The sequence below is a fragment of the Streptomyces sp. M41(2017) genome, assembly GCF_002078175.1.
Taxonomy (GTDB): domain Bacteria; phylum Actinomycetota; class Actinomycetes; order Streptomycetales; family Streptomycetaceae; genus Streptomyces.
Window position 1 is genome coordinate 4,631,940 of record NZ_MWFK01000001.1, and the last position, 25,575, is coordinate 4,657,514.

Annotated in this window: 24 protein-coding genes and 2 pseudogenes; 17 read left to right on the forward strand and 9 right to left on the reverse strand. The window is 73.8% G+C overall.

Annotated features, from left to right (window positions below; translation table 11 throughout):
• Window positions 1–91 precede the first annotated feature (91 nt).
• A complete protein-coding gene (locus tag B0675_RS20195) occupies window positions 92–817 on the forward strand; it encodes a GvpL/GvpF family gas vesicle protein (RefSeq protein ID WP_081220218.1) in 726 nt (241 codons plus the stop codon).
• Window positions 818–896: 79 nt separating this feature from the next.
• Here the strand turns inward: B0675_RS20195 and B0675_RS20200 are convergent, their stop codons facing one another.
• Window positions 897–1,718 (reverse strand): class I SAM-dependent methyltransferase, encoded by an 822-nt coding sequence (locus B0675_RS20200; RefSeq protein ID WP_081220219.1) that lies wholly within the window; start codon window positions 1,716–1,718, stop codon window positions 897–899.
• A 229-nt stretch (window positions 1,719–1,947) separates the two neighbouring features.
• Window positions 1,948–3,447, reverse strand: a complete 1,500-nt coding sequence (locus B0675_RS20205) for a bifunctional phosphatase PAP2/diacylglycerol kinase family protein (RefSeq protein ID WP_081220220.1) — start codon at window positions 3,445–3,447, stop codon at window positions 1,948–1,950.
• Window positions 3,448–3,553: 106 nt separating this feature from the next.
• Between B0675_RS20205 and B0675_RS20210 the strand changes: the two genes are divergently transcribed.
• Window positions 3,554–5,173, forward strand: coding sequence for an ATP-binding cassette domain-containing protein (locus B0675_RS20210; RefSeq protein WP_081220221.1), 1,620 nt, complete (start codon window positions 3,554–3,556; stop codon window positions 5,171–5,173).
• A gap of 225 nt (window positions 5,174–5,398) precedes the next feature.
• Window positions 5,399–5,641: a DUF6158 family protein gene (locus tag B0675_RS20215; protein WP_081221897.1), complete on the forward strand. Its 243-nt coding sequence runs from the start codon at window positions 5,399–5,401 to the stop codon at window positions 5,639–5,641.
• Between the two features lie 89 nt (window positions 5,642–5,730).
• On the opposite strand, the gene B0675_RS20220 is transcribed toward B0675_RS20215, so the two are convergent.
• Window positions 5,731–6,114, reverse strand: coding sequence for a DUF2795 domain-containing protein (locus tag B0675_RS20220; RefSeq protein WP_081220222.1), 384 nt, complete (start codon window positions 6,112–6,114; stop codon window positions 5,731–5,733).
• A 327-nt stretch (window positions 6,115–6,441) separates the two neighbouring features.
• Between B0675_RS20220 and B0675_RS20225 the strand changes: the two genes are divergently transcribed.
• The 5 genes from B0675_RS20225 to B0675_RS20250 all read left to right on the forward strand — a co-directional run bounded on the left by B0675_RS20225 (window position 6,442) and on the right by B0675_RS20250 (window position 12,328).
• Window positions 6,442–7,236 (forward strand): RNA polymerase sigma factor SigF, encoded by a 795-nt coding sequence (locus B0675_RS20225; RefSeq protein ID WP_081220223.1) that lies wholly within the window; start codon window positions 6,442–6,444, stop codon window positions 7,234–7,236.
• Window positions 7,237–7,276: 40 nt separating this feature from the next.
• Window positions 7,277–8,047 (forward strand): transposase, encoded by a 771-nt coding sequence (locus tag B0675_RS20230; protein WP_081220224.1) that lies wholly within the window; start codon window positions 7,277–7,279, stop codon window positions 8,045–8,047.
• Window positions 8,048–8,688: 641 nt separating this feature from the next.
• Window positions 8,689–9,657: a hypothetical protein gene (locus tag B0675_RS20240; RefSeq protein ID WP_081220225.1), complete on the forward strand. Its 969-nt coding sequence runs from the start codon at window positions 8,689–8,691 to the stop codon at window positions 9,655–9,657.
• Window positions 9,658–10,014: 357 nt separating this feature from the next.
• Window positions 10,015–11,244, forward strand: a complete 1,230-nt coding sequence (locus B0675_RS20245; protein ID WP_081220226.1) for an aminotransferase class I/II-fold pyridoxal phosphate-dependent enzyme — start codon at window positions 10,015–10,017, stop codon at window positions 11,242–11,244.
• A gap of 13 nt (window positions 11,245–11,257) precedes the next feature.
• On the forward strand, window positions 11,258–12,328 hold the full coding sequence (locus tag B0675_RS20250) for an MBL fold metallo-hydrolase (protein WP_081220227.1): 1,071 nt from the start codon (window positions 11,258–11,260) through the stop codon (window positions 12,326–12,328).
• A 277-nt stretch (window positions 12,329–12,605) separates the two neighbouring features.
• On the opposite strand, the gene B0675_RS20255 is transcribed toward B0675_RS20250, so the two are convergent.
• A complete protein-coding gene (locus tag B0675_RS20255) occupies window positions 12,606–13,232 on the reverse strand; it encodes a VTT domain-containing protein (RefSeq protein WP_081221898.1) in 627 nt (208 codons plus the stop codon).
• A 56-nt stretch (window positions 13,233–13,288) separates the two neighbouring features.
• The gene (locus B0675_RS20260; protein WP_081220228.1) at window positions 13,289–14,062 is read right to left on the reverse strand and encodes an MBL fold metallo-hydrolase; all 774 of its coding nucleotides are present in this window, start codon (window positions 14,060–14,062) and stop codon (window positions 13,289–13,291) included.
• Window positions 14,063–14,246: 184 nt separating this feature from the next.
• Here B0675_RS20260 and B0675_RS20265 point away from each other — a divergent pair, with 184 nt between their 5' ends.
• The 6 genes and pseudogenes from B0675_RS20265 to dnaK all read left to right on the forward strand — a co-directional run bounded on the left by B0675_RS20265 (window position 14,247) and on the right by dnaK (window position 20,335).
• A complete protein-coding gene (locus B0675_RS20265; RefSeq protein ID WP_081221899.1) occupies window positions 14,247–14,642 on the forward strand; it encodes a hypothetical protein in 396 nt (131 codons plus the stop codon).
• Window positions 14,643–14,782: 140 nt separating this feature from the next.
• Window positions 14,783–16,876 (forward strand): alkaline phosphatase family protein, encoded by a 2,094-nt coding sequence (locus B0675_RS20270; protein ID WP_107482685.1) that lies wholly within the window; start codon window positions 14,783–14,785, stop codon window positions 16,874–16,876.
• A gap of 122 nt (window positions 16,877–16,998) precedes the next feature.
• Window positions 16,999–17,168 (forward strand): annotated as a pseudogene (locus tag B0675_RS40620) (MoxR family ATPase); the annotation flags it as partial.
• A 22-nt stretch (window positions 17,169–17,190) separates the two neighbouring features.
• Window positions 17,191–17,670 (forward strand): annotated as a pseudogene (locus tag B0675_RS20275) (hypothetical protein); the annotation flags it as partial.
• Between the two features lie 189 nt (window positions 17,671–17,859).
• Entirely contained in the window at window positions 17,860–18,285 is a 426-nt protein-coding gene (locus tag B0675_RS20280) for an OsmC family protein (RefSeq protein ID WP_081220230.1), read from the forward strand.
• 142 nt (window positions 18,286–18,427) lie between these two features.
• Window positions 18,428–20,335, forward strand: coding sequence for a molecular chaperone DnaK (dnaK, locus tag B0675_RS20285; RefSeq protein WP_081220231.1), 1,908 nt, complete (start codon window positions 18,428–18,430; stop codon window positions 20,333–20,335).
• Window positions 20,336–20,375: 40 nt separating this feature from the next.
• Here the strand turns inward: dnaK and B0675_RS20290 are convergent, their stop codons facing one another.
• Window positions 20,376–21,239 (reverse strand): helix-turn-helix transcriptional regulator, encoded by an 864-nt coding sequence (locus B0675_RS20290; protein ID WP_081220232.1) that lies wholly within the window; start codon window positions 21,237–21,239, stop codon window positions 20,376–20,378.
• Window positions 21,240–21,384: 145 nt separating this feature from the next.
• A complete protein-coding gene (locus tag B0675_RS20295) occupies window positions 21,385–22,227 on the reverse strand; it encodes a helix-turn-helix transcriptional regulator (protein WP_081220233.1) in 843 nt (280 codons plus the stop codon).
• A gap of 27 nt (window positions 22,228–22,254) precedes the next feature.
• Between B0675_RS20295 and B0675_RS20300 the strand changes: the two genes are divergently transcribed.
• The 3 genes from B0675_RS20300 to B0675_RS20310 all read left to right on the forward strand — a co-directional run bounded on the left by B0675_RS20300 (window position 22,255) and on the right by B0675_RS20310 (window position 24,466).
• A complete protein-coding gene (locus tag B0675_RS20300) occupies window positions 22,255–23,325 on the forward strand; it encodes an ADP-ribosylglycohydrolase family protein (RefSeq protein ID WP_081220234.1) in 1,071 nt (356 codons plus the stop codon).
• A gap of 113 nt (window positions 23,326–23,438) precedes the next feature.
• The gene (locus B0675_RS20305) at window positions 23,439–23,744 is read left to right on the forward strand and encodes a 4a-hydroxytetrahydrobiopterin dehydratase (protein ID WP_081220235.1); all 306 of its coding nucleotides are present in this window, start codon (window positions 23,439–23,441) and stop codon (window positions 23,742–23,744) included.
• Window positions 23,745–23,749: 5 nt separating this feature from the next.
• On the forward strand, window positions 23,750–24,466 hold the full coding sequence (locus B0675_RS20310; RefSeq protein WP_081220236.1) for a class I SAM-dependent methyltransferase: 717 nt from the start codon (window positions 23,750–23,752) through the stop codon (window positions 24,464–24,466).
• Window positions 24,467–24,484: 18 nt separating this feature from the next.
• On the opposite strand, the gene B0675_RS20315 is transcribed toward B0675_RS20310, so the two are convergent.
• Both B0675_RS20315 and B0675_RS20320 read right to left on the reverse strand, forming a co-directional pair.
• On the reverse strand, window positions 24,485–24,976 hold the full coding sequence (locus B0675_RS20315) for a hypothetical protein (RefSeq protein ID WP_081220237.1): 492 nt from the start codon (window positions 24,974–24,976) through the stop codon (window positions 24,485–24,487).
• A complete protein-coding gene (locus tag B0675_RS20320; RefSeq protein WP_241539821.1) occupies window positions 24,973–25,545 on the reverse strand; it encodes a hypothetical protein in 573 nt (190 codons plus the stop codon). Before B0675_RS20320 ends, B0675_RS20315 begins: the two co-directional genes overlap by 4 nt.
• Window positions 25,546–25,575: the final 30 nt, after the last annotated feature.

The following is a 25,575-nucleotide window of genomic DNA, read 5'->3' on the forward strand; positions in this document are numbered from 1 at the left end:
GGAGAGCACGATGGTGACAAGGCCCCTGAGGCGGCCCGGTGCCGTGCGCCGGGTCCCCGCAGGCCCGGGGACCCGCGGGAGGAGAGACCCCATGAGTGGACTGCCGTACGTCTATGCGATCTGCCGCCCTTTCCCGGCCGCGCTGTCGGCCGAGCTGACCGGTGTCGCGGGCGTCCCGCCCAAGCTGCTGCGGCACGACGACCTCGTCGCCGTGGTCGGCTCCGTCCCGGACGAGGAGTTCGCCGCGGAACCGCTGCGCCGCAGGCTGGAGGACGTGGCCTGGCTGGAGGCGACGGCGCGCGCCCACCAGGGCGTCATCGACGCCCTCACCGGCGTCACCAGCCCGCTGCCGCTGCGGCTCGCCACGGTCCTGCGGGACGAGAGCGGCGTGCGCGTGATGATGGAGGAGCGCCGGGAGGAGTTCCTCACGACGCTGGACCGGCTCGACGGCCGGGTCGAGTGGGACGTGAAGGTGTACGCGGACACGGCGGGGGCCTCCGGGTACACGGGGGAGCGGGCGGACGGGCTCGCGCACCGGCTGCACGCCACCCTCGCCGGCCGCGCCACGGAGAGCAGGCTGCACGCCCCGCAGAGCGCGGCGCCCTCCGATCTGGCCTACTCCCAGGTGCTCAACGCCGCCTATCTGGTGCCGCGCGCGGAGTCCGAGCAGTTCGTCGAGCGGGTGAACCGCGGCGTCCGCGAGCAGCCCGGACTGCGGGTGGAACTCACCGGTCCCTGGGCCGCGTACTCCTTCACCGAGCTGCCCGGCCTCAGCGGTTTCACGGACCTCGCGGGGTTCACGCGCACCGCCCCGTGACGGCGCCGGGCGGTCCCTGAACCCGACGACGCCCGCCCCGGGACCAGCTCTCTGGTCCCGGGGCGGGCGCCGTGACGGCTCAGACCGCCTTGCGGCCCAGTACCTCGCCGTGCAGCACGGCGAACCAGCCGTCCTCAGCCCGCCCCCACTGCCGCCAGGCGTCCGACACCGCGCGCAGCTGTTCCGGCGTCGCGTGACCGCCCTCCGTGGCCCGCTCCGCGTACGCCGAGGCCACCGTGCGGTCGGCCCACAGGCCGCTCCACCAGGCGCGCTCGTCCTCGGTGGCGTAGGTCCAGGTGCTCGACGAGGACGTGATGTCCCGGATGCCGGCGGCCATCGCCCACGACGTGAGACGCCGGCCGGCGTCCGGCTCGCCCCCGTTCGCGCGGGCCACCCGCCGGTACAGGTCCAGCCAGTCGTCCATGCCCGGCACCGCCGGGTACCAGGTCATGGCCGCGTAGTCCGAGTCGCGGACCGCGATGAAGCCGCCCGGTTTCGTGACCCGGTGCATCTCGCGCAGGGCCTGGACCGGATCGCCCACGTGCTGGAGCACCTGATGGGCGTGGACCACGCAGAACGTGTCGTCCGGGAAGTCCAGCGCGTGCACGTCGGCGACCGCGAAGTCGACGTTGCGCAGTCCGCGTCCGGCGGCCTCCTGCCGTGCCCGGTCCAGGACGCCCGCCGCGTGGTCGACGCCGGTGACGTGCCCGTCAGGCACCCGTTCCGCCAGGTCGGCGGTGATGGTGCCCGGTCCGCAGCCGATGTCGAGGATCTTCATGTGGGGCTTCAGCGAGTCGAGGAGGTACGCCGCCGAGTTGGCGGCGGTGCGCCAGGTGTGCGAGCGCAGCACCGACTCGTGATGGCCGTGCGTGTAGACGGCGGTCTCCTGCGACTTCGACATGACCGGTCCCCTTCGATGTGTACGGGGCCTCGGCGGGGCGTGCACGCACTCCGCGGGGCGATGGCTTCACCGTACGCGGTCATGTCGAATGATGAGACCAGCATCTTGCTATATGGACATGCGTGGTTGGGTGCCGCGTGTGTGCCGGTCGGACCGTCAGGAGGGAATCGGAGGAAGGGCCGAAGGGCCGGAGGAAGGGGCCGGGCCGGAGGGGGTCCGGCCGCCCGGCTCACCCCGCCGGCTGCGGGCGGTACACGGTCAGCGCCTCGCGGCTCTTGCGGAGCGTCACCCGGTCGCTGACCTCGGTGACCTCGCCGTCGTAGGCGAGGAGCGTGCCGGGGTCGACGCCGTCGATGGTCAGGTGGCCCACCCGCACGGCGGCGTGCGCGGGGGAGCGGGTGAGCGGACCGGCGAAGGCCGCGGCGAGCAGCCGCACCGCAGGATGGCGCCCGCCGTGCACGACACGGACGTCGAGACGCCCGTCCGCGAGATCGAAACGACGGGCGGGCGCGAGGCCCACCCGGTGGTAGGTGCCGTTCCCGGCGAACAGCAGCCACAACGGGTGCGTCCGGCCGTTCAGTTCGGCCCGCAGCGGATGGTGGTCCGCCCGCAGCACCCGCAGCGCGCCGAGCACCCCGGCGGGCCAGCTGCCGATCACGTTCGACCAGTTCTCCCGCTCCCGCACCAGCTCCGGGTAGATGCCCAGGCTGCACGTGTTGAGGAAGATTCCCTCCTGGGTGCCGGCCACGAACCGGCCGACGTCCACCTTGACCGCCTCGCCCTGCTGGAGCGCGCGGACGAGATCGTGGTCGCCCTCCACCCCGAGGTCGTGGGCGAAGTGGTTGAGGGTGCCGCCCGGGAGGACGGCGAGCGGGACGTCGTGGCGCAGGGCGATCTCGGCGGCGGCGTTCACCGTGCCGTCGCCGCCGCACACGCCCAGCACCGTGGCGCGGGCCGCCGCCTTCTCCAGCTCCTGCCGTATGTCCGCCGGTTCGCACTCGACGAGCTCGGCCGCCGGCAGTGCGTCGGCCAGCGCGCGGACCCGCTCCGGAGTCCCCGCGCCCGTGTTGGCCACCATGACCAGGCCCGCGCCGTCGGGCAGCGCGGGCGCCTCCACCCGCGGCCGCGCCGGCGCGGTCAGCTGGTCCCGGGTGGGCACCAGGCCGCGGACGGCGTACGCCGCGCCCACGCCCAGCGCCGCGCCCGCGAGGACGTCGCTCGGGAAGTGGACCCCGGTGTACACACGGGAGAGGGCCACCGCCGCGGCGAGCGGCGCCACGGCCGCTCCCCAGCCACGGGACTCCAGCGCCACCCCCGTCGCGAAGGCGGCGGCCGAGGCGGCGTGTCCCGAGGGGAACGACGTGGTGATCGGCTGCCGCTTCAGCTGCCGGATCGCCGGCACCGGGTCCAGCGCGGGACGGCTGCGGCGCACCGACCGCTTGCCGACGGTGTTGATCGTCGCGGAGGCGAGAGCGAGCGAGGCGAGGCCCCGGGTGGCGGCCCGGCGCGCCCGCGGCGTGCGGCTCGCCGCCACGGCGGCGGCCGTCGCGAACCACAGCAGCCCGTGGTTGGCGCTGCGGCTCAGCCGCGGCAGCACGGGATCGCCGCCCGGCCAGTGGCGCGCCGCGACCGACTCGAAGACCCGGAGGTCCACGGACAGAAGGCGGTCCCGGAGGCCGTGGCGGCCCGGAACGAGGGCGGTCAGGTCGACGTCAGGGGTGCGGGTCATGGGAGTCCGTCTACCCCGGATCAGGCGTTTTCCTCGCCTCTGTGACGGGCGCCCCGGCCGATACGCGTTTGCCCCGCACCCCCCGTGCCCCGGAGAATGCCTGCCCATGGGACACCTCGAAGCCGCACATCTTGAGTACTACCTTCCCGACGGGAGGGCGCTGCTCGGCGATGTGTCGTTCCGGGTGGGAGAAGGGGCCGTCGTGGCCCTCGTGGGGCCCAACGGCGCCGGCAAGACGACCCTGCTGCGGCTGATCTCGGGCGAACTGAAGCCGCACGGCGGCACCGTGAACGTGAGCGGCGGACTCGGTGTGATGCGCCAGTTCGTGGGATCCGTCCGCGACGAGACGACCGTACGGGAACTGCTCGTGTCCGTGGCACCGCCCCGGATCCGGGAAGCGGCCCGGGCCGTCGACACCGCCGAGCACGCCATGATGACCGTCGACGACGAGGCGTCCCAGCTGCGGTACGCGCAGGCGCTGTCCGACTGGGCCGAGGCCCGTGGCTACGAGGCCGAGACGCTCTGGGACATGTGCACCACGGCCGCGCTCGGCGTCCCCTACGAGAAGGCGCAGTGGCGGCAGGTGCGCACCCTGTCCGGCGGCGAGCAGAAGCGTCTGGTCCTGGAGGCCCTGCTGCGCGGCACCGACGAGGTGCTGCTGCTCGACGAACCGGACAACTACCTCGACGTGCCCGGCAAGCGCTGGCTGGAGGAGCGCCTGGCGGAGACCCGCAAGACGGTCCTGTTCGTCTCCCACGACCGTGAACTCCTCGCCCGCTCCGCCCAGAAGATCATCAGCGTCGAGCCCAGCCCGACCGGCGCGGACGCCTGGGTGCACGGCGGCGGTTTCTCGACGTACCACGAGGCCAGGCGGGAGCGGTTCGCGCGCTTCGAGGAACTGCGCAGGCGCTGGGACGAGAAGCACGCCCAGCTCAAGAAGCTCGTGCTGAGCCTCCGTCAGGCCGCCTCCATCAGCCATGAACTGGCGTCCCGCTACGCGGCGGCCCAGACCCGGCTGCGCAAGTTCGAGGAGGCCGGACCGCCGCCGGAGCCGCCGCGCGAGCAGGACATCACCATGCGCCTGCACGGCGGACGCACCGGCGTACGGGCCGTGACCTGCAAGGGACTTGAACTCACCGGCCTGATGAAGCCCTTCGACCTGGAGGTCTTCTACGGCGAGCGGGTCGCCGTCCTCGGCTCCAACGGCTCGGGAAAGTCGCACTTCCTGCGGCTCCTCGCGGGCGGCGACGTCGCGCACACCGGCGAGTGGAAGCTCGGCGCGCGCGTCGTGGCGGGCCACTTCGCGCAGACGCACGCCCATCCGGAGCTGGAGGGCCGCACGCTGCTCGACATCCTGTGGAGCGAGCACTCCCAGGACCGCGGCGCCGCCATGTCACGGCTGCGGCGCTACGAGCTGACGGCCCAGGCCGAGCAGCGGTTCGAGAAGCTGTCGGGCGGCCAGCAGGCACGTTTCCAGATTTTGCTCCTGGAGCTGGAGGGCTCCACGGCCCTGCTCCTGGACGAGCCCACGGACAACCTCGACCTGGAGTCGGCCGAGGCGCTCCAGGAAGGCCTCGAGGCGTACGAGGGGACGGTCCTGTCCGTCACCCACGACCGCTGGTTCGCCCGCTCCTTCGACCGCTACCTGGTGTTCGGCTCCGACGGACGGGTCCGGGAGACCCAGGAGCCGGTCTGGGACGAGCGCCGGGTGGAGCGGGACCGCTAGACCGCATTCCCGTGCGGTCCGTCCGGGCCCGGGTCGACCGGGAGCCGGTGACCGGTGCCCGCGCGTTCCCGCGCTCCGGGTTCCCGGAGAGGCCCGGACCACCCGATGTTCGTAGAGTGGTGGGTGGAGGTCACCTATCCATGGCTCCCTTCCGGCCGCCTCCGGGCGACGTTCGCCGGGGGGCGCCCGGACCGCGCCGACGGCCACGACGAGCGGGGTAGCACCATGACCGGAGTCGACCCGGGCCGGCTGGACGACCAGCAGCTGATGAAAGAGCTGGAGGCCATCCACCGCACCCGCCACGACACGCTGCTGCACGGTTCGAACGACGCGCTGCGCACGCACAACGGGCGCATGGCCCAGCTGGAGGGCGAGTACCTGCGCCGCCATCCACGCCGGCCCGTCTCGGCGGGCCGCACCCGCGAGGGCGCACGCGAACGGGGCCCCGCGGCCGCCCCGCCGGCCTGACCGGTCCCGAGCCGTCCGGCCGGCCGTGACCGCACCGGCGTACGGGCCGCCCGAGGCGGTCCCGCACGCCGGCGTCGGCCGCGCCCCGGCTAGCTGCCGGCGGAGCCCACGACCGCGAGCGCCAGCTCGTGCGCGTTGGCGTAGCGCTCCTTGTCCGGCAGACCTTCCAGCGAGTCGGCCAGCTGTTCGGGTGCGTTCTTCTCGCGCAGGACGTCGATCAGCGCACGCGGACCGGCGGGGAACGAGGTACGGCCGAGGAACCGCGCCAGTTCGAGGCGCAGCGTCTCCAGCGATTCCGGTGCCGTGTTCGGCACCACCGGTCCTCCCGCGATCGCCGGGTCGTCGTCGGCGGCCGGCTCCGGGTCCTGCCACTCCTCGGTCCGGGTGGGGTGCCCTGACCTGAGGAAGTCGCGCAGTTCGTGCTTCATCTCGTCGTCCCGGTGAGCGCTCATCCGGTCACTGCCTCGCTGCATGAAATCCCCTCCAGAGGTTCGAGGTGGGGAGCGCGTACCCGACGACCTTCACGCGACACGTCGAGAGGCGCCCCGTCCGGGACGGAGCGACACGTCGAGAGGCGCCCCGTCCGGGACGGCCTCCGCGCGACGAGGCGTCCGCGATCGGGGAGAATCGGGGTGTGTTTGCTCCGCATGGCCCGGGGCAGACGCAGATGCAGTGCTTCGGACAGGAGGCACGTCCGTGGGAGCGGCGATCCGCGCCACGGGTGTATCCGTCCGGATCACGGATGCGCTCCCACGATGACTGTCCTATACCAGGCACCATCAAGGGAGTTGCGACGCATCATGCGAACTCAAGCGAGCGCGACGCACCATCCGCACGACGACGCCCCCGACACCTCGGAGGCGTTCCGCCGGCTCGCCACACTCCCTCAGGGCCCGCAGCGCGACGCCCTCCGCGAGGAGATCGTCGAGTCCTGGCTGCCGATGGCCGACCGTCTCGCGGGCCGGTTCCGCAACCGTGGCGAGAACTCCGACGACCTGCGGCAGGTGGCGGCGCTCGGCCTCGTCAAGGCCGTCGACCGCTACGACCCCGAACTCGGCAACGCCTTCGAGAGCTACGCCGTGCCGACGATCACCGGCGAGATCAAGCGCCACTTCCGTGACCACATGTGGACGCTGCACGTGCCGCGCCGCGTCCAGGACCTGCGCAACCGGGTCCGCTTCGCCGCCCAGGATCTGTCGCAGACCATCTCGGGCCGACGTCCCACCGTCGCCGAGATCGCCGAGCGCGCCCGGCTGAGCGAGGAGGACGTGCTGACCGGCCTGGAGGCGCTGGAGAGCTTCACCGCGCTCTCGCTGGACGCCGAACTGCCCGGCAGCGACGACGGCTACTCCCTCAGCGACGCCCTCGGATCCGCCGACCCGGCGCTCGACACGGTCATCGACCGCGAGGCCGTCAAGCCGCGGCTCCAGGCGCTCCCCGAGCGGGAACGCGCCATCCTCTACATGCGGTTCTTCGACGACATGACGCAGAGCCGCATCGCCGACGAGCTGGGCATCTCCCAGATGCACGTCTCCCGGCTCATCACCCGCTGCTGCTCGCGGCTGCGCGACCAGGTCATGCGCGACGCCGCCTAAAGGGTGTTGCAGAAGGTTCGGTTCTGGGCATTTTGCCTGTATGGGTGCGGTGTTACGGGCTGAGCCGTTGTGGGTGGAGACGTTCACCGGCTTGCGGATGGACCGGTTCGCGAAGCTGGTGAAGGCGGTACGCGAACGGGGCGGGAACGGGCCCGGCGGCGGTCGGCCGTGGTGTCTGCCGCTGCCGGACCGGGTGCTGCTGGTGGCCGTGTACTACCGCACGAACCTCACGATGCGGCAGCTCGCGCCGCTGTTCGGCATCTCGCCGGCGACGGTGTGCCGGGTCATCCAGCGGCTCCGTCCGCTGCTGGCGCTCGAGCGGGCTCCGCGGCCGGTGACGGACACCGAACGGCTGTGGATCGTGGACGGCACTCTCATTCCGGTCCGTGACCGCAAGGTCGGTGCCTCGTCCCGCAACTACCGATTCTCGGCGAACGTGCAGGTCATCATCGATGCGGACACCCGCCTGGTCATCGCGGCGGCCCGGCCAGCGCCAGGTAACAAGGCCGACGCGCATGTCTGGCGGGAGTCAGACCTGCCCGCTCTGGTGGCGGGCACGACGGTCATCGCGGACGGCGCCTACCTCGGCACCGGCCTGATCGTCCCGCACCGCAAAAGAGCCGGCCGCCCCCTCCTGCGCGGGCAGGAGGAGGACAACGCCGAGCACCGAAGGGTGCGAGCCCGTGTCGAGCACACCTTGGCCAGGATGAAGAACTGGAAGATCCTGCGCGACTGCCGCCAGAAGGGAGACGGCCTTCACCACGCGGTCCAGGCCGTCGCCACCATGCACAACCTCGCCATGGCGCGGTGAAACAGCAGGCCAGGCGCCACTTCACCCGCCAAAGCCGGACCTTCTGCAACACCCTTTAGGGCGTGTCCGCTCCGTCTCGCCTGCCCGGCGACGCCCGGCACGCACGCTCGCCGCGCCGGCCCCGGACCCGAGTACGTCCAGTACGCAGGCCTGGGGCCGGCACACCGAGAGCACGCTTTCCCGAGCTCTCGGCCGCGCTCGAGCTGGGGAGGCCCCGATGACGCCGCCGGGCCCGCCCTCCGGGCGGACGACGCGACTTCGCGGACACGGCCCGGGCTCCTCCCCTTGCGCCTCCCTTCGCGTCCGGCGGCCGGGGAAGCCGCCCGGGCGGAGACGCCGCTCGCACCGCGAGGCCGTCGGCACCGCGAGGCCGCCTGCACCGCGAGGCCGTCGGCACCGTGAGGCCGTTCGCGCCGACAAACACCGAGCCCGTCGCGTGACCCCGCAGACGCGGTGCCCGCGGCGGGCCGCCGCGTGGGAGCAGCGCTCGTCGGCGCAGGCGCCATCACCCGCTCGGGCCCCTGTTGTCCCGCGAATGGTGCCCGGCCGATAGCGCGCCGGGGCAGGCCGGGCTCTGATGGGCCCGAGGGACACGACGGCCGTGGCTCTCGGACCGCAGCCCCGCCGAAGGAGCCCCGCTCATGCGCCGTACCGCCCGTGTCCTGTACGCCACCGCCCTCGCCGGCGCCGCGCTGGGCGTCGCCGCGTCGGCCGCGTCCGCGGATCCGGCCGCGGAGGTCAGCCCGGGCTCCGTCGAACCCGGGGGCACCATCACCATCACCGTCACCTGCGACGGGGTCGGCGGCGCCCCGCCCGAGGCCATCGACGCCAGCTCCCGGGGATTCGAGGAGGGCAAGGTGCGACTGCACCGCGTCGAGGGCGACGCCGCGCACGCCGCGGGAGCCGCCGCCTATCGCGGCACGGCCCGCATCCCGTCCGGAGCCCCCGAGGGCGCGGGCGGTCCGGCCGCGTCGGACTCCGGTCCGGGGACGGTCTCCGACCCGGGGACGGGCTACGACGGGACGGGCGTCCTCGACAGGACGGTCTCCTCCGTCGCGGGGACGACCGACGCCGAGAACGGTGACGTGCCGCCCGCCGACCCCGACTCCGGCGGCTCGGACACGGTCGCGCCCGACGCCATGGAGCCGCCCGCCGTCGCCACCGACCCCGAACAGCCCGGCTCCGGTTACCCCGACCCCGTGACCCCCGACGACGTGGGGCCGGACGCCGTGGGTCCGGACACCGTTCCCGAACCCGCGGCGCCGGAGACGGCGCCCGAACCCCTGGTCCCCGACACCGCGCCGGCCGCCCCGGTGGCCCCCGAAGTCGGCGGCGCCGCCCGCGGAGAGTGGGGCGTCGACGGTGTCTGCCCCGCGCCGCAGGGCGGCCAGGGGAAGCAGTGGACCGCCTCGTACTCCGTCGCCCGGGGCGCCCCGGCGCACGAGCCGAGCACGGGAACGGGAGAGCGTCCTCCCACCGTCCAGCAGGGTGTGCACGCCGGCCGCGGCGGTGCCTTCACCGACTCCGTGCCCGCACTGGTCGCGGGCGGTCTGCTGATCGCCGGTGCCGGATGTGCTGCCGTCCACCGCCTGCGCAACCGCCGCGGCTGACCGACCGGACGGCACGACGACGCCCACGGCGTGATCGGTGACGACGGGACAGGCGTGACCCCGGAGGCAGTCATGGGTCGGCGTGCCGCCGGGTACGGACAGTCCGACGGCCCGGAACGCCGAGCCCCGCAACCGGAACCGCGGGAGGGGACCCCGGCCCCCGGACCGTGCGGCGGGGGGGGGGGGAAGACACCGGGACGGCACAGGTCGACCCGGGCCACTCCAGGTCAGGGCAGCACAGGGCGGATCAGGGTGGATCAGGGCAGAGCAGGTCGGGTCGGGCCTGGACGTCGCAGGGCGGATCAGGCCAGGTCGGGGTACGGAACGCAAGGCATCACCCACGGCGCGGAGGCACACATGCGGCGGACGGACCCGGAAGGCCGCGGACCGGTCCGTTACGGCCCGCCCCTCCCCGACCAGGGCCTGCCCGTGCTCCCCGAGCTGCGCACGGAGCTGGCCGCCGCGGCCGGCCGGGCGGACACCGAACTCTTCGGCGGCGGCCCCGCGTTCCTCGACGCCGCCTGCGGCTACTGGACCCGCCGCGGACTCCCCACCGCCGCCGACCGGGTGGCCGTCGCCGCCGGAGCCCCCGCGCTCCTGCTCGCCCTGACCGGCGCGCTCGGCGGCGACGTCCTCGCGCCCCGGCCCTGCGCCGCCTGGTGGGCGCCCCAGGCCCGCCTCCTCGGCCGCTCCGTGTTCCGGGTGGCGACGCCCGCCGAATGCGGTGGCGTCCCCGACCCGTACGCCCTCCTGGAGACCCTGCGCAGAGTCCGGGCCGAGGGCGGCGACCCGCGGCTGCTGGTGCTGTCCGTCGCCGACGACCCCACCGCCACCGTCGCGCCGCCCGAGCTGGTCCACGAGGCCGTCGAGGCCGCCGTGGGGGAGGGACTGCACGTGGTGAGCGACGAGACCTGGCGCGACACCCTGCACCGGCCGCACGACACGGTGCTCCTCAGCCCCGCCGAGATGGCCCCCGACGACGTCACCGTGATCACCGACCTCGCGGGCGCGTTCCTGCCGCAGGGCTGGCCGGCCGCCGTCGCCCGCTTCCCCGCCGGGGAGGAGGGCGGCCGCCTGAGGTCCCGCGTCCTCGACGTGCTCACCGCGGTCGGCGCGCGCGTCGCCGAACCCGTCGCCGCCGCGGCCGCCCACGCGATCGAGGAGCCCGCCGCGGTCACCGGGCGGATCGCCGCAGCCGCCCGCCTGCACGCGGAGGTGGCAGGCGCCGCCCACCGCGTGGTGACCGCGGCCGGTGCCGTGGCGCGCCCCCCGCAGGCCGGCAGGCATCTGTACGTCGACCTCGGACCGCTCCGCTCCGTGCTCGGCGCGCGGGGAGTCGGCGACGCGCAGGACCTGGAGGACCACCTGTCCGCCCGGCTCGGCATGCCCGCGCCCGGCGGGCACCGCTTCGGCGACGACCTCGCCGCCCTCCGCGTCCGGCTGGGCAGCGGACCCCTGCTCGGCAGTACGGACGAGGAACGGACGCAGTCCCTCACGTCCCCCGCGCCCCTGGAACTGCCGCATGTGCGACGCGCGTTGACCCGGTTGGGGTCGGCCTTCGACGATCTCCGCGACGACGCTCGGTGATGGGAGCCTCCCGATGACGCAGCAGTCCGAGTCGACCACGAGCACGACGGCACAGGACACCGAAGGCCTCGCGCCCCCGACGCCCCCGCCGGCGGAGCACCCCGCCGTCGTCCCCCCGCCCCTCGCGGAACCCCGCCCGCTCGGCGAACGCCGTGTCTGGCCGCGCTCCTTCGTGGACCGGCTGACCGCCCCGCTGCCCGGGCTGCGGGCCTTCGCCCGGTTCGCCCGCGAGGGCGCGCTGCGGCCCGGCGCCGACGGGCTCGCCGACATCCCCCTGCTGCCCTTCGAACCGGCACCGCTGCCCGGCGTGGACACCCGCACGGTCGCCGTCTCCTGGGCGGGGCACGCGAGTTGGGTGATCCGGATCGGCGGGCTCACCGTCCTCACCGACCCCGTCTGGTCCCGCAGGATCATCGGCACCCCGGCCCGGATCACCCCGGTCGGCGTGGCCTGGAGCGCGCTGCCCCGCGTCGACGCGGTCGTCATCAGCCACAACCACTACGACCACCTGGACGCCCCGACCCTGCGCCGACTCCCGCGCGACACAACGGTGTTCGTGCCCGCCGGCCTCGGACGCTGGTTCAGGCGGCGCCGGTTCACCCACGTCACCGAGCTGGACTGGTGGGAGGCGGTCGAACTGGGCGGCGTCCGCTTCGACTTCGTCCCCGCGCACCACTGGTCCAAGCGGGGCCTCACCGACACCTGCCGCACCCTGTGGGGCGGCTGGGTCCTCACCTCGCCCGAGGGCCGGCGGGTGTACTTCGCGGGCGACACCGGATACGGCCACTGGTTCGCCCGCATCGGGCAGCGCCACCCCGGGATCGACCTGGCCCTGCTGCCCATCGGGGCCTATGACCCGCGCTGGTGGCTGAGCGACGTGCACTGCGATCCGGAGGAGGCGGTGCGGGCCGCCGTCGACCTGCGGGCCCGGCGGATGGCGCCGATGCACTGGGGGACGTTCGTCCTCTCCGCGGAACCGGTGCTGGAGCCGCTGCGCCGGGTGCGGGCCGCCTGGGAGAGGGCGGGCCTCGCCCGCGAGGACCTCTGGGATCTGCCGGTCGGAGGATCCCGGGTGCTGGGCTGAGACCGGCGCCCCGGGACGGCGGGCGGGCGGCGCCGCGCAGCGACCGCAGGCTCCCCGAGGCGACCGCAGGCTCCACGAAGCGACCGCAGGCTCCCCGAGGCGACCGCAGGCTCCCCGAGGCGACCGCAGGCTCCCCGAGGCGACCGCAGGCTCCACGAAGCGACCGCAGGCTCCACGAAGCCCCGCACGCTCCACGAAGCCCCGCACGCTCCCCGAGGCGACCGCACGCTCCACGAGACGGCTCGCCGGGAAGGGGTTTCGCTACGAAGGAGGTTCGCTACGAGGCGGCCGGCCTGCGGATCCTGCGCCACAGGCCCGGCACGGCGCTGATCGCCAGGGTCAGCGCCACCGCGGCCACCACGCCCTCCCACGGCTCACTGAACAGCGAGCCCCCGAGGATGCCGATGACCTGGTAGGTGGCCGCCCAGGCGAGGCACGCGGGTATGTCCCCGCGGGCGAAGGTCCGCAGCGGCATCTTCGCCATCAGGCAGGCCAGCATCACCGGGATGCGGCCGGCCGGGACCAGCCGGGACAGCACGAGCACGGCCATGCCGTGGTCGTGCAGCTTCTCCTGCGCCTGCGTGAGCCGGTCCTCGGGCGCCCGCTGCCGGATCGCCTCCAGCCAGCGCGAGCCGTTCTTCGAGCCCATGCCGCGCCGGCCGAGCCAGTACAGCGCGATGTCCCCGAGGAACGCCGCGAGCGAGGAGACCAGGAACACCGTCAGCAGCGCGAACGGCGCCGTCTGATGGAACGCCACCACAGCCGCCGAACTCACCAGCGCGCCCGTCGGCACCACCGGCACCAGGGCGCCGATCAGCACCAGCAGGAACAGGGTCGGATACCCGATCGCCTGCTGCGCCGACTCCTGCGATCCCCGCGCGGCCGCGGCGGACAGCAGCGTCACCGGAGCCGCGCCCTTGACCGACATCAGGAGAGAGGGGACCACGGCGGCCCAGGGAGTCACCGCGCGACCTCCGGACGCACCCGCTCGCCGTGGTCCGGACGGTGCACCGACACACCGGGCGCACGCTCGGCGGCCAGGCGCACGAACTCCTCACCCGGCGCGTGGAATTCGTGCGGGCGCACGGCGTCCATCCCGATGGGCCAGAACGTGCCGTAGTGCACGGGCACGGCGCTGCGCGGCCGCAGGTCGGCGAGTGCCTCGGCCGCCCGCCCCGCGTCCAGATGCCCCTCACCGAGATGGGGACCCCAGCCGCCCACCGGCAGCAGTGCCACGTCGACCTCCCCCACCTCCTCGGCCATCTCCGGGAACAACCCCGTGTCCCCGGCGAAATACGTCCGCGCGTCGCCCTCGATCACATACCCCACGGCGGGGGAGCGATGCGGCCCGACCGGCAGCCGACGCCCGTCGTGCCGCGCCGACACGGTCCGAACGAGGAGGTCGCCGACCCGGGTCATGTCGCCGGGCACGACCTCGGTCAGCCGCAGATGGTCCAGCCGGCGCAGACCGGGCACCGCCCGCGGGGCACCTCGCGGGACCAGCACCCGGGTGCCCGGGGCCAGTCGGGCGAGTGACGGCACATGCAGATGATCCGCGTGCAGATGGGAGACCAGGGCGACGTCGGCGACCGCGGCCGACGGCGGGGGCGGCGCCCCGCGCCGGCGGCGCAGGTGCGCGAGCCGGCGCGCGAAGAGCGGATCCGTGAGCACGCGCGTGCCGGAGTCCTCCAGCGTGCACGTGGCATGCCCCCACCAGGTGATCTCCACCGGCACCTCTTTGCCTCCTTCGCACGACTCCCCCCGAGCCTACGGGCAGGAGTAGGGTCGGCGACGAAACCCGGAGGTGAGGGGGGACACCATGGGAGAAACGGGCGGTGCCTCCGGCACCGACGCCCCGGAGCGCCCGTACGGCAGGAGCGGCCCCGCGCCACGGCACCCCGGACCACGGCCCCCGGCGCTGCGCGTCACGGCGATCGCCAGCCTGACGCCCCTGGAGGAACTCGACGCGGACCCGTTCCTCGTCGACTCCCGCAGCCAGCACGCGATGTGTGCCCGCTGGGCCGCCGAGCACGGGTACGTCGTCACCCGGGAACTCCTCGTCCGCGCCCTGCGCCCGGACCACCGCACCCTGTGGGCCGACGTCGAGGCCGGACTCGTCGACCTGTTCGTCGCCCCCAGCCGCCGCGTGCTGGAGCGGGCCCTCGCCTCCGTCGACGAGTTCACCGCCGAGTGCGCGCGCCGCGGGGTGCGCGTCGAGACGGTCGGCAGCGCCGAACCGTTCTACGACGCCCGGATGAAGGCACAGGTGCACCGCCGTCTCTCGATGCCGACCGCCGGCTACGACGGCCGCTGACCCGGTTCACCCAGTTCACGCATTGCCCCCGCACGGCCGGGGAAGGGCTGTCCGGGGGACTTCGGGGGACGTCCGCGCGTTGTGACAGGGTGGGAGCAGGCCGCGCGGACCGGGCGGGCCCGGACGTGAGGTGGCAGGACGTGGACGCAGGACGGTGGCGGCGCGTCGCCAGCGGGGTGGGGCGGAGCGTCGCCGTGTGGGCGGTGTCCACGGTCACGATGCTCGTCCTCGCCGGACTGTTGCCCGACTTCCAGGTGCAGTCGGACAGCGGGGACAGCGCGACCCGGATCGCGGTCACCGCGGCGGCCGGCGCGGGCGTCTTCGGCCTGCTGTCCTCCCTGGTGTGGCCCTTCCTGGTGCGGGCCCTGCTGCTCGTCCCCGCCCTGGTGCTCGGCGTGCTCGTCTTCTTCCTGAACGGGTCGCTGCTGCTGATCGCCCTGCGCGTCAACCCCTCGGGGCGGGGAGAGGCGGCCCCCGAGACCGCCGTGGTCGTGGCCGCCGTGATGTCCGCCGTCGCCTCCGCCACCGGCGGTGCCCTCGCCGTCCGGGACGACGACGCCTACCGGCGACGGCTCTACCGGCTGGCCGACCGGCGCCGCAGACGCGCGGCCGGGCGAGCCGGCCCCTCGACCCCCGGCGCGGTCTTCCTCCAGCTCGACGGCGTCGGATACGACGTGCTGCGGGAGGCGATGGCCAAGGGGCTGATGCCGACCGCCGCCCGGTGGCTCGGCGGACCGCGCCCCACCCACCGGATCGTGCCCTGGCGCACCGACTGGTCCAGCCAGACCGGCGCCAGCCAGCTGGGCATCCTGCACGGCAGCAACCACGACGTCCCGGCCTTCCGTTGGTACGAGAAGGAGAGCCAGGAGGTGATGGTCTGCAACCGGCCGAACAGCGCCGCCGAACTCCAGCGCCGGGCCGTCGAGCGCACCGGTGACGGAGGACTGCTCACCCTCGACGGCGCGAGCCGCGGCAACCTCTTCAGCGGCGGCGCCGACGAACTCGCCCTCGTGCTGTCCATCGCCGCCCGCAGAGGCCGCGACAACCGCTCACGCGCCGGCTACTTCGCCTACTTCTCCGACCCGGCCAACGCCGTCCGTACCGCCCTGTCGTTCGTCGCCGAGGTCTTCCGGGAGATCGGCCAGTCCCTCACGGCCCGCGTCAGGCAGCGCCGGCCGCGCGTCAAACGGGGCGGGCTGTACCCGATCATCCGTGCCTTCGCGACCGTCGTCGAACGGGACGTCGTCGTCGCCGCGGTGATCGGCGACATGCTCGCCGGGCGCAACGCCGTCTACGCGGACCTCGTGGCGTACGACGAGGTGGCACACCACTCCGGTCCGCATGGCCGGGACGCCGAGAAGATCCTGGAGCGGCTCGACCGCTCGCTCGCGCTGATCGCCAAGGTCGCCGAGCACGCCCCGCGCCCGTACCGGATCGTCGTGCTCTCCGACCACGGCCAGAGCCCCGGCGAGACGTTCCTGACCCGCTACGGCCTCACCCTCGGCAGCCTCGTCCGGGCCGGCTGCGATCTGCCCGTGCCCCGCAGGGCGCGGCGCACCCACAGCGGCGCGGAGGCGCGGACCGCCGTCCGGGCGGCCCTGCGCCGCCCCGTGGAGGAGCGCGCCGAGCGGGCCGAGCGCGAGGAGCGGCTGCGGCCGTCGGGGCGCCGCTCCGAACCCGTGGTCCTCGCCTCCGGCAACCTCGGCCTGGTCTCCTTCCCGGACGTGCCGCACCGGATGACCCGCGAGGAGATCGACCGCCGCCACCCCGCGCTGCTGACCACCCTCGCCAACCACCCCGGCATCGGATTCCTCCTGGTCCGCAGCGAGGAGCACGGCGGCGTCGTGCTCGGCGCACACGGCGTCGAGGTCCCGCTGGACCGGCTCGACGACGAACACCCGGGCCCGCTGGCCGACTTCGGACCCGGCGCCGCCGACGCCGTACGCCGCACGCACTCCTTCCCGCACACCGCCGACATCATGGTCAACTCCTGGTACGACCCCGCCGGGGGCGAAGTCCTCGCCTTCGAGGAGCAGATCGGTTCGCACGGCGGCCTCGGCGGCGCCCAGGGCAGGCCCTTCCTGCTCTCACCGGTGACCCTGTCCGCACCGGCCGATGAGGCTGCCGACCTGGTCGGCGCGGAGCAGATCCACCAGGTGCTGCGCCGCTGGCTGCGCGAGTGCGACGGACCCCAAGTACCCCTGGACATGAACTCGGACGAACGGGCGGCCTGAACGCGGCCGGGGCGCGACCGGCCCGGGACCCCGAACAGGAGGCGGGTGCGGGGGCCGGCGCGCCCACACTCACCGGCGCCGTGTTCGCGGGTCCGCGCCGGACATCCCCGAGGAGCTCGCCCGTGCAGGCAGCCGTCACCGTCACGCCCGCCCGTGTCCCGGAGCTGCTGCTCGGTCCCACCACCGTGCGGCCGGTCTTCCTGTGGGGTGCCCCGGCATCGGAAAGTCCTCCCTGCTGCGGGAGTTCGCCGAGTCGCTCGGACTGGAGTGCGTGAGCCTGCTCGGTACGCAGCCGGCTCTCCCCGGCCCGGACCCTGCGGTCGTACGCGCGTCCCTCGCGCCGGCAGGCGGCCACCCCCGACATCCCCGGGCCGGGCGCCGGTTCCCGCCGGAGGAGGTCGCCCGCTGCACCTTCGGCGTCGTCCTCGACACCTCCGCCGCCATGGACCGCATCCCGCTCGGCAAGGCGCTCGGGGCCATCGCCTCGTACGCAGCGTCCCGGGACGTACCGGCGGCACGCGGGGTGTTCTGCGACGCGGCGCCGCACGACGCGGGCTGTCTGCCGGTCGCCGAGATCGCCGCGAGCGGGCGGGTCCGCGGTCGCGGCGGCACCCTGCTGCAGCCGGGCGTCGACCTGCTGCACCGCGCCGACGACTTCGCCCGGCGCGCCGATCCTGGTGATCACGGACGGGTGGTGCGACGTGCTGCGGGTGCGGCGCGAGCACGCCTGTCCGATCCCGCAGGGCGCCCGGCTGCCGTTCACCGCCCGCGGCCCCGTGTCCCGGGTGCGCTGAACTCCCGTACCCGCAACGGCACACGCGAGGGGAGCGGGAGCGGGGCGCCGCTCCTCCGCACGCCCCTGCCGGTGAAATCCCGTACACCGTCCGGCAGGTCCACCCCCATCCGCGGGGTGGACCGGTCCCGGGTGTGATCGGATGGGAGCACGGACCCCGGCAACGGGACCACACGCGAAAGGAAACACCGTGGCTACCACGCGCACCGCACACACCGAGTGGGAAGGCAACCTGCTCGAGGGCAAGGGCGTCGTCACCTTCGACTCCTCCGGCATCGGCGAGCAGCCGGTGACGTGGGCGTCGCGGGCCGAGCAGGCGAACGGCAGGACCAGCCCCGAGGAACTGATCGCGGCCGCCCACTCCAGCTGCTTCTCGATGGCGCTGTCGCACGCCCTCGCGGGCGCCGGCACCCCGCCCACCAAGCTCCTCACCAACGCCGACGTCACCTTCCAGCCCGGCGAGGGCATCACCGGCATCCACCTCACCGTGGAGGGCACGGTGCCGGGCCTCGACAACGACGGCTTCGTCGCCGCGGCCGAGGACGCCAAGAAGAACTGCCCCGTCAGCCAGGCGCTGACCGGCACGACGATCACCCTGTCGGCGAAGCTCGCCTGACGCGAACACACCGGTGCCGCGCCTCCGTCGGGGGCGCGGCACCGTCGTGTCCCCCGCCGTCCCGGCACCACGCGCCATTGACAAGCGGGTACGGGCGTCCTGTGCTGGGGAGCGGACAGAGCCCTTCTGGAAGGGGACGGACATGACACGTGCGGTCGGGATCGATCTCGGTACGACGAACTCGGTGGTCGCCGTCCTGGAGGGCGGAGAGGCCACCGTCGTCGCCAACGCCGAGGGCGCGCGCACCACACCCTCGGTGGTGGCCTTCGCGAAGAACGGCGAGGTGCTGGTCGGCGAGGTCGCCAAACGCCAGGCCGTGACGAACGTCGAGCGCACCGCACGGTCCGTGAAGCGGTACATGGGCGACGTGGACTGGCGCTTCCCCGAGTCGGGCGGCATCGACGGCACCCGGTACCGCGCGCAGGAGCTGTCGGCGCGGGTGCTGCAGAAACTGAAGCGGGACGCCGAGGCCTATCTGGGCGAGGACGTCACCGACGCCGTGATCACCGTGCCCGCCTACTTCGACGACGCGCAGCGCCAGGCCACCAAGGAGGCGGGCGAGATCGCCGGCCTGAAGGTGCTGCGGATCGTCAACGAGCCGACGGCCGCCGCCCTGGCGTACGGGCTCGACCGCGGCGAGGAGCAGACCGTCCTCGTCTTCGACCTGGGCGGCGGCACCTTCGACGTGTCGCTGCTGGAGATCGGTGACGGCGTCATCGAGGTCAAGGCGACCAACGGCGACACCCGGCTCGGTGGCGACGACTGGGACCAGCGGGTCGTCGAGCACCTGGCCCAGCGCTTCAAGGCCTCGCACGGCATCGATCTCGGCCACGACAAGATGGCGCTGCAACGGCTGCGCGAGGGCGCCGAGAAGGCCAAGATCGAACTGTCCTCGTCCACCGAGACCACCGTCAACCTGCCCTACATCACCGCGACGTCCGACGGCCCGCTGCACCTCGACGAGAAACTGACGCGTGCCCAGTTCCAGGAGCTGACGGCCGACCTGCTGGCCCGCTGCCGGACACCGTTCCACCAGGCGGTCAAGGACGCGGGTGTGAAACTGGCCGCGGTCGACCACGTCATCCTGGTCGGCGGCTCCACCCGGATGCCCGCCGTCACCGACCTGGTGAAGGAACTGACCGGCAAGGAACCGCACAAGGGCGTCAACCCGGACGAGGTCGTGGCCGTCGGCGCGGGGCTCCAGGCCGGGGTGATCCGCGGCGACGTGAAGGACGTCCTGCTGCTCGACGTGACCCCGCTGTCCCTCGGCATCGAGACCAAGGGCGGCATCATGACCGCGCTCATCGAACGCAACACCACGATCCCCACCCGGCGTTCGGAGATCTTCACGACGGCCGCCGACAGCCAGCCCTCCGTCGGCATCCAGGTCTACCAGGGCGAACGCGAGATCGCCGCGTACAACAAGAAGCTCGGCGTCTTCGACCTCACCGGGCTGCCGCCCGCGCCGCGCGGGGTGCCGCAGATCGAGGTCGCCTTCGACATCGACGCCAACGGGATCATGCACGTCTCCGCGAAGGACCTGGCCACCGGGCGCGAACAGAAGATGACCGTGACCGGCGGCTCGGCACTGGGCAAGTCCGACATCGACCGCATGATGCGTGAGGCCGAGCAGTACGCGGAGGAGGACCGGAACCGGCGGGAGGCGGCGGAGACCCGCAACCACGGGGAGCAACTCGTCTACCAGACGGAGCGGTTCGTCCGCGAGAACGAGGAGAGCATCCCCGCCGGGACACGCACGGAGGTCGCGTCCGCCGCGGTGGACCTGAAGCAGCTCCTGGACGACTCCTCCACCGACACCGCCGCGCTGCGCACCGCGATCGAGAAACTGGCCGGCGTCAGCCAGCAGATGGGCCAGGCCATGTACGCGCGCACCGAGCAGCGCACGCCTCCGCAGGACGAGCCGCCCACCGGGCAGGCCGCGGGCGAGGACGAGGGCGTGGTGGAGGCCGAGATCGTGGAGGACGACCGGGAAGGTGACGGGTCACAGGGCAGGGACAGGGACCGGGACCCGAGGGACGGCGCCGCGTGAGCGCCGGCCCTCCCGCACCGCGCCCGCACGGGGTGGGTGCTCAGAAGCTCCGGCGGCACTCCTCCAGGATCTCCTTGGTGCGCTGCGCGGAGGCGGCGTGCGCCGTCATGTGGTCCAGCACCTCCAGGTGCAGGGCCACCTCCTCCCGCGCGTCGAGGTAGAGGGCGCCCGTCACGTACTCGCTGTAGACGACGTCCGGCAGCTCCGGCTCGGCGAACCGGAACAGCGTGAAGGAGGTGTACGTCCCCGGGTGCGGACCGTTCGCGAACTCCGCCACCTGGAGCGTCACATGGTCGAGCTCGACCCATTCGAGGAGCCGCTCCATCTGGTCGCGCATGACCTCGCCCCGGATGCTCACCGGACGCAGCAACGCCGTCTCGTCCATGATGATCCACAGGTGGGGCGGGTTCGCGCGGGTCAGCAGAGCCTGCCGCTTCATCCGCAGTGCCACGTGCCGCTCGATGGCCCCGGGACCCGTCTGCCAGACCGTTCCGGCCTCCAGCACGGCACGCGCGTAGTCCTCGGTCTGGAGCAGTCCGGGCACGAAGTGCGGTTCGTAGGAGCGGATCAGCTGGGCGGCGCCCTCCAGACTGACGTGCATGCTGAACCAGTCGGGCAGCACGTCGTGGTACCGCTGCCACCAGCCGGGCCGGTTCGCCTCCTCGGCCAGCGCGACGAACGCGGCGGACTCGTCGTCGCCCACCCCGTACGTCGTCAACAGGACCTGTACGTAGGGAATCTTGAGGGCGACCTCGGCCATCTCCATCCGCCGCACGGTCGCCGGCGCGACCCGCAGGACCCGGGCCGCCTCCTCACGCCTCAGACCGGCCGCCTCGCGCAGTTCCTGCAGCCGCCGCCCCAGTACCACCTGCCCCACGGTGGGCGCGGGTCGCCGCTCACTCACGCCACGCCTCCCCACGCGCCGAAGTATGCGTGCAGTGTGCCATGTCCGTGAAGAACCATCACGGTTCGGCCGCGACCGGTTGCGGACCGTCCCCTTTGTCACACGGGACGCCACGTCACGGGCGCTCCAGGGGGATGAGGCACCGTCAGGACGCCAGTGAATGCAGGTACTTGACCGTCGCGGGGTCCGCCGGGAGGAACGTCTCGACGGCGAGCTCGGCGACCGTCACGTCCATCGGGGTGTTGAACGTCGCGATGGAGGAGATGAACGACAGCACCCGCCCCTCGTGCTCGATCCGCATCGGCAGCGCGAAGGGCGGCACGGCACCGAACGGCTCCGCGTCCCCCGCAGGCTCCGCGTCCGCGTCCGGGACCGGATACGCGGCCACCTCCTCGTGCAGCGCGCGCAGCGCCTTCGAGCGGCGCAGCGCGATCTGCCGGTCCATCTGGGCGAGCAGATGCTCCCGCCAGGCGCGCAGGTTGCGGATGCGCGGGGCGAGACCCTCGGGGTGCAGGGTCAGCCGCATCGCGTTGAGCGGCGGCACCAGCAGGTGCTCGGGGACCCCCTCCAGCAGCATCGCGACACCCCGGTTCGCGGCCAGCACGTCGTACGTCGCGTCCACGACCAGCGCCGGATACGGCTCGTAGCCCTGGATCAGCCGCTCCACCCCCTCGCGCAACGCCTCCATCGACGGGTCGTCGAGCGGTGTCTCCGGGTAGTGCGGGGCGTAACCGGCCGCGAGCAGCAGCGCGTTGCGCTCCCGCACGGGCACGTCGAGGTGCTCGGCGAGCCGCAGCACCATCTCCTCGCTGGGCCGGGAGCGGCCCGTCTCCACGAAGCTGATGTGACGTGCCGAGGAGCCGGCCCGCAGCGCGAGCTCCAGCTGGCTCACCCGCCGCTGCTCCCGCCACCCGCGCAGCAACGGGCCGACGCCGCTCCCCGCGGGGGCACTTGAGGAGCCGGCGGCACCGGGCGGGACAATGCTCATACGAGGACCGTAGTCGAGGAGTGGCACGTGAACGAGCTGGGGAACCTGTCCTGGGACGCCGAGGCCCGATACCGGGCGCGCGTCCGCGGCTGTCTGCTCGGCGGCGCACTCGGCGACGCCCTCGGCTACCCGGTCGAGTTCGACGCGCTGGACGCCATCCGCGCGGCGCACGGCCCGCGCGGCCTGCGGGGCCCGGTCGCCGACGGCTCCGGCTCCGTCGGCCTGGTCAGCGACGACACCCAGATGACCCTCTTCACCGCGGAGGGCCTCCAGCAGGCGCACGCGCGGGAGCGGCACAAGGGGATCGGCGGCGGCTGGTCCCGGCTCGTGCGCACGGCGTACGGACGCTGGCTGGACACCCAGACCGCGCCCGGACCCGCCCCGGACGTGCGCGGCGGACTCGCCGCGCAGACCTGGCTGTACGCCCGCCGGGCCCCCGGCAACGCCTGCCTCTCCGGGCTCCGCGAGCGCGAGTACTGCCCCGACCCGGCGAGCGAACTCGGCCCGCCCGGACCCGTCAACCCGGACTCCAAGGGCTGCGGCTCGGTGATGCGCTCCGCGCCCTTCGGACTCACCCGGACCTCGGCCGAGTCGGCGTTCGCCATGGCCGCCCGCTGCTCGCGGATGACCCACGGCCACCCGACCGCCTCCTACGCGTCCGGCGCGCTCGCCGCGATCGTCACCCACCTCGTCGCCGGGGACTCCCTGGAGGGCGCGGTCCTGCGCGCGCTCCGGCTGCTCGCCCGCCACCCCGCCCACGAGGAGACCACGACGGCGCTGAACCGGGCCCTCGACCTCGCCTCCGAGGGCGCTCCGAGCGCGGAGAAGGTCGCGTCACTCGGCGCCGGCTGGATCGCCGAGGAGGCGCTTGCCGTCGCCGTCTACTGCGCCCTCGTCGAATACACGGTCACCGACGCGCTGCTGCTGTCCGTGAACCACTCGGGCGACAGCGACTCCACCGGCTCGCTGTGCGGGAACCTCCTGGGCGCCCTGCACGGCGACCACGGGCTGCCGCACGAATGGCTGGAGCAGGTCGAGGGCCGCGCCACGATCACCCTCCTGGCGGACGACCTCGCCGCGGAGTGCGTCCGCCGGTGACGCGGGGCGGCCCGGAGCCCGCGCGGCTCCCCGACGGCGCCCGGCCGGGTCCGCCCGGCTGTGGCACGCTGAGGGAACGTCCCCCAGCTCCGCCGTACGAAGGGAACCCGCTCATGGCCGTCGAACCGCTGGCGCAGAAGGACATCGAGGAGCGGCTGGCGGGGCTGCCCGGCTGGTCCCTCGACGGCGACCGGCTCGCCCGTTCCTACCGGCTCGCCTCGCACTTCGCGGCGACCGCGATGGTCGTGCACATCGCGCAGGTGCAGGAGGAACTCGACCACCACTCCGACCTCACCCTCGGCTACAACACGATCGCCCTCACCGTGAACACGCACAGCGTCGGCGGCGCCGTCACCGCCCTCGACTTCGACCTCGCCCGCAGGGTGGAGGACCTCGCCCCGGGCCACGGAGCACACTGACCCACGTGCTGGACTACGACAGGGAAGCCGACCGGTACGACGCCACCCGGGGCGGCGAGCCACGGGCCGCCGCGGCCGCCGACGCCGTCCTCACCCTGGTCCCCGGCGGAGCCCGGACGCTCCTCGACCTGGCCTGCGGAACCGGCATCGTGACCCGGCGGCTCGCCGCCGGGCGGCCGGGGCTCCGGGTGCTGGGCGCGGACGCGGCGCACGGCATGGCCCGCAGAGCCGCCACTCGTCTCCCCGGCGCCGTCGTCCGCGCCGACTCCCGCCGACTGCCCTTCCCGGAGGCGTCGTTCGACACCGTGTCGGTGGTCTGGCTGCTGCATCTGCTGGACGACGCGCGGCCCGTGGTCGCCGAGGCCGCCCGGCTGCTGCGCCCCGGCGGCGTGCTCGTCACCACCGTCGACAAGGCCGCCGCCCACGATGTCGGCAGCGACATCGACGCGCTGTGCGCGCCCCACCGGGCCGGGCACGCGGCCGACGGTTCGGCCCGCGTCACCGCGTACGCCGTCGAGCACGGCCTCACGCCGGACGGGACCGCCCTGTTCCGGGGCCACGGGCAGGGCCGGACCCCGCGCCGCGTCGCCGAGCAGATCCGGGCGGGCCGGCTGTACGTCACCGGCGGCCCGCGGCTCGCCGGCCGTGTCGAGGCACTGCCCGCCCCCGACAGCCCCCGCCCGGAACCGGAGTTCACCCTGCGGGCCTTCCGCAGGATCTGAACTCCCCCGACAGGCTGCTCAGTCGGCCGTCCGCCGGGTGAAGTCCATCGTCCAGTTGGACAGCCAGGTCCGCTCGCCGTCCAGCGAGAACGCCTGCTCCCAGCGAGCGGTGGTCGCCGAGATCCCCGACCACAGGTACCGCACCCGCACCTCCTTGCCCTCGTGGGTGTCGTCCCCGAAGAACACGCCCCGTCCGTCCGGCCCGAACCTCCCCAGCACCGGCGGGAACAGCCTCCCGCTGCGGCTGGACGACCAGTTCAGCGACCACCGTCCGCTCTCCACGTCGAAGAGCCGCAGGGTCAGCCCCTTCCAGCCCTGGTCCGGCACGTCCAGCTCGTCGAGGTTCGCGGCCCCGCCGAACAGGTTCCAGCAGCGGCTGGTCGCCGGGAACCGGACCCAGTCGCCGTCCGGGTCGAGGAAGTCCGTACGCCGGGTGTTCAGGACGTCCCAGTCGCCGTGCAGGAAGTCGAAGTCGTGGGATGCGGCGGCGGTGTCGTGGGCGGTGTTCACGAGCGGTCTCCCGTGGTCCCCTCGGGCAGCGAGTCGGCCACGTAGGCCTTCAGATCGGGCACGTCGGGGGCGAGCAGGTGCCGTACCCAGGCGTCCCGCTCGTGCAGGATCGGCGGCAGCTCCCAGACACAGCCGATCCACGGCAGGTCGGGCCGGACGAAACGGGTCGGGTCCCGGTCCGGGCATCCCAGCACCGGCTGGCCGGCGGCGGCGCCCCGGAAGTGCAGCACGTTGTCCCACACCCAGCTGTAGGCGTTCAGATAGGCGCCGGAGTCGGCACCCCGGTGCAGGACGACGAACGTGGCCGGGGGAGTGCCGTCCGGCTCGGGCAGCAGCCCCGGCAGCGCCGCGTACGCCGCGCGCTCGACGTCGGGTTCGACACCGGCCGGGTCGGAGGTGACGTGGTAGCGCTTGATCCACCGCCCCGCCACCTCGACGGGCGGCGGCACGGTGAGGAACTTCTCCCGGAAGGCGCCGGGGGACCCGGAGCCGGGGGGTGCGGGAGGGGAACCGGCGGAACCGGCCGAACCCGGGGAACCGTCGGACTGCAGGGAGGTCGTCGAAGCCATGGCAGGACGCTAGGCCCGCTCCACTGACAT

Coding starts and splice junctions, on each gene's coding strand:
- dnaK (WP_081220231.1), top strand. CDS start 18,428: ATGACACGTGCGGTCGGGATCGATCTCGGTACGACGAACTCGGTGGTC.
- B0675_RS20225 (WP_081220223.1), top strand. CDS start 6,442: ATGCGAACTCAAGCGAGCGCGACGCACCATCCGCACGACGACGCCCCC.
- B0675_RS20240 (WP_081220225.1), top strand. CDS start 8,689: ATGCGCCGTACCGCCCGTGTCCTGTACGCCACCGCCCTCGCCGGCGCC.
- B0675_RS20230 (WP_081220224.1), top strand. CDS start 7,277: ATGGGTGCGGTGTTACGGGCTGAGCCGTTGTGGGTGGAGACGTTCACC.
- B0675_RS20195 (WP_081220218.1), top strand. CDS start 92: ATGAGTGGACTGCCGTACGTCTATGCGATCTGCCGCCCTTTCCCGGCC.
- B0675_RS20320 (WP_241539821.1), bottom strand. CDS start 25,545: ATGGCTTCGACGACCTCCCTGCAGTCCGACGGTTCCCCGGGTTCGGCC.
- B0675_RS20250 (WP_081220227.1), top strand. CDS start 11,258: ATGACGCAGCAGTCCGAGTCGACCACGAGCACGACGGCACAGGACACC.
- B0675_RS20200 (WP_081220219.1), bottom strand. CDS start 1,718: ATGTCGAAGTCGCAGGAGACCGCCGTCTACACGCACGGCCATCACGAG.
- B0675_RS20305 (WP_081220235.1), top strand. CDS start 23,439: ATGGCCGTCGAACCGCTGGCGCAGAAGGACATCGAGGAGCGGCTGGCG.
- B0675_RS20295 (WP_081220233.1), bottom strand. CDS start 22,227: ATGAGCATTGTCCCGCCCGGTGCCGCCGGCTCCTCAAGTGCCCCCGCG.
- B0675_RS20215 (WP_081221897.1), top strand. CDS start 5,399: ATGACCGGAGTCGACCCGGGCCGGCTGGACGACCAGCAGCTGATGAAA.
- B0675_RS20220 (WP_081220222.1), bottom strand. CDS start 6,114: ATGCAGCGAGGCAGTGACCGGATGAGCGCTCACCGGGACGACGAGATG.
- B0675_RS20210 (WP_081220221.1), top strand. CDS start 3,554: ATGGGACACCTCGAAGCCGCACATCTTGAGTACTACCTTCCCGACGGG.
- B0675_RS20245 (WP_081220226.1), top strand. CDS start 10,015: ATGCGGCGGACGGACCCGGAAGGCCGCGGACCGGTCCGTTACGGCCCG.
- B0675_RS20205 (WP_081220220.1), bottom strand. CDS start 3,447: ATGACCCGCACCCCTGACGTCGACCTGACCGCCCTCGTTCCGGGCCGC.